General features: G+C 64.9%; 4 protein-coding genes and 1 tRNA gene. 3 read left to right on the forward strand and 2 right to left on the reverse strand.

All coding sequences use genetic code 11. The annotated features are described in order from the left end of the window. Positions 1-144 (reverse strand): FAD-dependent oxidoreductase (locus M3498_16530; protein ID MDQ3460877.1); only part of this gene is annotated, 144 nt, incomplete at its 3' end. Between the two features lie 228 nt (positions 145-372). Next, positions 373-449: transfer RNA gene (locus tag M3498_16535), tRNA-Arg, on the reverse strand. A 43-nt stretch (positions 450-492) separates the two neighbouring features. Here M3498_16535 and M3498_16540 point away from each other — a divergent pair. The 3 genes from M3498_16540 to M3498_16550 all read left to right on the forward strand — a co-directional run. Continuing rightward, the gene (locus M3498_16540) at positions 493-2703 is read left to right on the forward strand and encodes a peptidyl-prolyl cis-trans isomerase (GenBank protein ID MDQ3460878.1); all 2211 of its coding nucleotides are present in this window, start codon (positions 493-495) and stop codon (positions 2701-2703) included. A gap of 71 nt (positions 2704-2774) precedes the next feature. After that, positions 2775-4298 carry a bifunctional phosphoribosylaminoimidazolecarboxamide formyltransferase/IMP cyclohydrolase gene (purH, locus tag M3498_16545; protein MDQ3460879.1) on the forward strand — a complete coding sequence of 508 codons (1524 nt, stop codon included), beginning with the start codon at positions 2775-2777 and terminating at the stop codon, positions 4296-4298. A 644-nt stretch (positions 4299-4942) separates the two neighbouring features. After that, positions 4943-5232, forward strand: a 290-nt coding sequence (locus M3498_16550; protein MDQ3460880.1) for a hypothetical protein, incomplete at its 3' end; no start/stop codon positions are given.

A 5232-nucleotide genomic window follows, 5' to 3' on the forward strand; every position in this document is an offset into this window, starting at 1 on the left:
GGCGTCGGTGTGGTGCGCGGGCGTCATCTTCTTGGGCCGCATCTCGAAGAGTTCGACCCTGACGCCCAGCCCGGCGGCCGCCAGGGCGGCGTCGCTGCCGGCCATGCCGGCGCCGATCACGGTGATATGCGGGTGCTCTGTCATCTCGTCGTCATCTCGTCTCCTCGCCGCCCTAACGGCCGGGTTCCCAGTCTAGCAGGGCACGCCCGCTGTTACCGAAGCGCGCGACGCTCGCTCGCCAAAGGCCCGCCCCCACAGGAGGTCGCCGACTTTAACCCCGCTGTCATAGGAACATGGTAAACTCATCATTACAAAGAAGGCGGCGTCCCGCACACTGGTTCTGTCGGGACGCCGCCTAAACCTGGAAGGGACTGGTGCGCCCGACAGGATTCGAACCTGTGACCTTTCGCTCCGGAGGCGAACACTCTATCCGGCTGAGCTACGGGCGCGTAGAACCAAAAACTAGCACTCTATCGGGAGGAAGTCAAGCTCATGAGACTCAGTAGGAAAACCAACGTCATCATCATGTGGGCCCTGGCCATCGGTCTGCTCGTGGGTATGGTAGTTATGTTCACGCCGACGGCCGGCGGCCTCTTCGGCGGGCGCCAGGACATCCTCGAGAGCCCGGTGGTGATCGTCAACGACCAGCCGATCACCGACCAGCAGGTCGCCCTGGCCCGGCAGAACAGCCCCACCTTCGCCAGCGTGCAAGAGGGCGAGGTCGGCGACGACCTGCAGCTCCTCTTGATCGACGGGCTCATCGACCGCGAGCTGCTCAGGCAGGCTTCGGCGGGAGAGCGGGTTTCGAGCGGCGAGGTGCGCCAGGCGGTCGACGACTGGCGGCGCGAAAACAACGTGGCCGGGCGTCAGAACGACCAGGCCTATCTGGCCGCCATCGGCCGCATGGGCCACACCGACGCCAGCTTCCGGCGGACGATGGAGGAGCAACTGCGCCAGCAGCGCTTCATCGACAGCCTCAGCGAGGGCGTGGCGGTCACCGACGACGAGGTGCGCAGCTTTTACGAGGCGAACCAGGAGGCTTACCGCAGCGAGGAGCGCGTCCGCGCCCGGCAGATCGTCGTCGAGGACGCCGAGACGGCTCAGGAGCTGCACGCGCGGGCCTTGGACGGCGAGGACTTCGCGGCGCTGGCTCGCGAGCATTCGCTGGTCAACCCCGAACGTGACGGCGCCATCGGCGCCGGCGAGGGCAGCACCGAGCCCCGGCCCGTCGGCCGTGCGGCCCTACCCACCGGTGTCACCGACGCCGCCTTTGGCCTGCGCGGCCCCGGCACCACCGAGGTGATTCAGTCGGGCGAACGCTACTACGTCGTAGCGGTCGAGGACTACCTCCCCGCCCAGACCCAGGCCTTTGAAGAGGTCGAGGAAGAGGTGCGCGAGGACGCGCTGGCGGCCAAGCGCAACGCCGAGCTCGAGCGCGCCTTTGAAAATCTGCGCGCCAATGCTGACATCATCGTGCCCGAAGAGGCCGCCTACAGCTACGACGACCGCCCCGTCGCCCGCGTCGGCGGCCACGAGATCATGGCCTCCGAACTGGCCCACTACACCTACGGCAACCAGCAGATCCAGCAGTTTTTGACCCCTGACAACGCCTCGATCATCAGCAGCTTTTTCAAGCCCACCGTCCTCAACCAGCTCATCGAGGAGGAACTCGCCTACCAGGGAGCCCAGGACTTGCCCCTGACCTTCCTCGGCTCGCGCCAGCAGGTCGCCAGCAGTGCGCTCAACTACGTGAGCCAGGATGTCGAGGTCACGGACGAGGAGATAGCGGCCTACTATCAGGCCAACCAGGGCCGCTACACGGTTCTCGCCAGCGCGGCGACTACGCGCGCCCTCTTCGACGACGAGGAGAGCGCCCGGGCCTTTCGCAGCGCCGTCTTGGAGGGCGAAAGCCCGGAGGACGCCGCCGCGGCGCAAGGTGGCGAGCTCGAGGACCTGGGCACGGTCGGCCCCGACACCCTGAGCCCCGAACTCGACCGCGCCCTCTTCGAGACAGATGACCTCGAGACCCTCGAGGACGGCCGCGAGGTCTCCGAGGTGCTGGTGGTGAGCGAGCCCGCCCCGGTGGAAGATACCGAGACCGCTGATACCGAGACCGCTGATACCGAGACCGCCGAAGAGGCAGAGACGGACGCGCAGGAGGATGAGGCCGCCGCCGAGATGACCGCCGCCGAGGACGAGGCGGATCAGCCCGCTGCAACGCGCGAGCGCTACGTCGTCCTCGTCGCCTCGCGCACGCCCGAAACCGTGCACCCGCTCGACGAGGTTCGCGACCAGGTGCGGAGCGCCATCGAAGCCGACAAGCGTGCCGAGCTGCGTCAGGAATGGCTGGACGGCCTGCGCGAGCGCATCGAGGTCGAAGAGTTCTACGCGGTGCAGACCGAGCCGCAGCCGTTCGATCCGCTCGAGGGCCTGATGGACGAGCCCGTGGACGCCGAGCCCGTGGACGCCGAGCCCGTGGACACGGAGACAGCCGACGACGAGGCGCCGACCCCGGAGGAGATCACTCCTACCGACACGCCGGCAGACACCGAGGTAACCGAAACGGAAGCCACCGAGACGGAAACAGCCGAGGTGGAAACAACCGCAGTGGAGGACGTGGAGACGGGCGAGGTCGAGGTCTCCGAGGGCGAGTCCCTGGGCGCAGCCGACAGCGAGGAAGAGGAAGCACCCGCCGACCAGTAACCATCATCGGCGACCCGATCGTTTGAGGCTCGAGCACGACTCGAGCCTCTTCCCTGTTAAACTGGGCCCTTATGAGGCGAGCACTCCTGAGCGTGTCGGACAAGACGGGCATCGAGGCCCTGGCGCGAGGTCTCGTGGCCTTGGGTTTCGAAGTGGTCTCCACGGGCGGCACCCATAAGACCCTTCAGGCCGCCGGCCTGCCGGTCCGCTACGCCTCCGACATCACCGGCTTTCCTGAGATCTTGAACGGCCGGGTCAAGACCCTGCACCCGAAGATTCACGGCGGCATCCTCGCCAAGCGCGAGGAGGGGCATCTGTCGGAGCTTACGGCGCAGGGGATTGCGCCCGTGGACCTGGTGGCCGTCAACCTTTACCCCTTCCGTGAAACCGTTGCCAGAGGCGCCAGCTTCGCCGAGGCCGTCGAGACCATCGACATCGGCGGCCTAGCCATGCTCCGCGCTGCCGCCAAAAATCACGCTGGCGTCCTGCCGCTCTGCGACCCGGCCGACTACGACGAGGTCGCCCAAGCGCTCTCGGGCGAGGTGAGCCTCGAGCTGCGCCGCCGCCTGGCCCGCAAGGCCTTTGCTCACACCGCCGCCTACGACGCCGCCATCGTGACCTGGCTGGACGGTGAAAGTGGCGAGGAACCGCTGCCGCCCACCTTGCACCTGGCGCTCGAGCGCGCCGACATCCTCCGCTACGGCGAGAACCCGCACCAGCGGGGCGCCCGTTACCGCGAGACAGGACAGCGCGGCCTCTGGGACGAGGCGGTGCAGCACGGTGGCGTGGCGCTCAGCTACCTCAACCTCTTCGACGCCGAGGCAGCCTGGGAGCTCGCCCATGAGCTGAGCGAGACACCCGCCGCCGTCATCGTCAAGCACGCCAATCCCTGCGGCGTGGCGGTGGCAGACGATATCGCCGCGGCCTACGAACGCGCCTTTGCCGCCGATCCAAAGTCGGCCTTCGGCGGCGTCATCGCCCTCAACCGGCCGGTGAGCGAGAACCTGGCAGCGGAAATCACCGCCAAGCCCAAGGCGGACGTGCTCATCGCGCCGGGCTTCGAGGAGGGAGCTTTGGCCCGCTTTGCCACCAAGCGCAAGACCATGCGCGTCATAGAGGCGCCCGCGCCGCAGGAGCAGGGGCTCGAGCTGAGGCCCTTGGGTGGCGGCTTTCTCGTTCAGGAGCCGGACCGCGTCGTCATTGACCGCGCCGCCTGGCGGGTCGTCACCGAGAGGGCGCCGACGGAAGACGAGTGGCGCGACTTGGAGCTCGCCTGGCGGATCTGCGCGCGCACCAAGTCCAACGCCATCGTGCTGGTCAAGGACCTTCAGGCGGTGGGCGTCGGCGCGGGCCAGCAGAGCCGGGTGGACGCCGCCGAACTGGCCGCGCGGAAGGCAGCGGGGCGCGCCCAGGGCGGCGCCTGCGCCAGCGACGCCTTCTACCCCTTTCGCGACGGCCTCGACGCGGCGGCCGCGGCGGGCGCTACAGCCGTCATCCAGCCCGGCGGCTCGGTTCGCGACGGCGAGGTGATCAAAGCCGCCGACGAGCACGGCCTGGCGATGGTCTTTACCGGCAGACGCCACTTCCGCCACTAGCCCGGCTGCCGCTCGATGCCGCAGATGCGCAACTGCTGGTCAGCACCTTGACCATAGCTGCCGATGGCTCCGCCGCAGTGCTGGCCTTATCCGGTTTTACTGTCTATAAGATATGCAACAGTTTGCCTTGCTGTGCCGCATGCCACATACATTAGGTGGACGGAAATTACACTTGCATACAACATATTGTAGGTGATAGACTTGGTTGAGCTTTAGAGAGGTTTGTTTTGAGAGGAGGTGAAGTCATGGCAAAGACGAGAGAAGGAAAAAAGATTGTGCCGGTGAAGCCTCATAAAAGAGGTAGCAAAAAAGTACAAGGTCATCGTCGATCTACACCCAATTAAGACGAGCCGCTGATTCACAGAGAAAAACTCAAAAATCAGCAACTCGCCTTAATTAATACAAGAAGCCGGTTCGCATACTTGTGATTATGGTAGGGCAAAATACCATAATCAGGTTTCGTCAGCAAACCTCTCAAGCTCATTGTATTGCAAATTATGGAGAAGCATATCAAAGATGCTACATATAGTACCAAGGATAAAATATTTGACATTATATCGCGCTTTACCGATATATAGTCATCAAAATCTATCACATCCATGAAAGTAAGTTGATCCGGTCAATCATACAGTAGGAGGGGTATAATGGCGAAGTCACCCGCAGTTGGTAGTGAAGTTAAGCGAATCTTTGACGAGCACGCGCTCGCCATCGCCAAGCGTCAGTACTTCCAGCCGGGAGACGAAGACGTCTTCGGCATGTTCCGCCGCGTGGCGGGCTGGGTAGCCAGCCCCGAGCCGGAGGAGAGCCGGGACCACTACGCCGAGCGCTTTTTCGCGCTCATGGCCGACAAGAAGTTCTGCCCCGGCGGGCGGGTGCTGGCGGGCGCGGCGACGAGCCACGGCAACGTGCTGAACTGCTTCGTGCAGGGTGCCAA

The organism is Deinococcota bacterium, from assembly GCA_030858465.1.
In the GTDB taxonomy this organism is placed as follows: domain Bacteria; phylum Deinococcota; class Deinococci; order Deinococcales; family Trueperaceae; genus JALZLY01.

What these genes read in the sequence shown, in the direction of transcription:
- M3498_16540 (MDQ3460878.1), top strand. Translation starts at nt 493, where the DNA reads ATGAGACTCAGTAGGAAAACCAACGTCATCATCATGTGGGCCCTGGCC.
- purH (MDQ3460879.1), top strand. Translation starts at nt 2,775, where the DNA reads ATGAGGCGAGCACTCCTGAGCGTGTCGGACAAGACGGGCATCGAGGCC.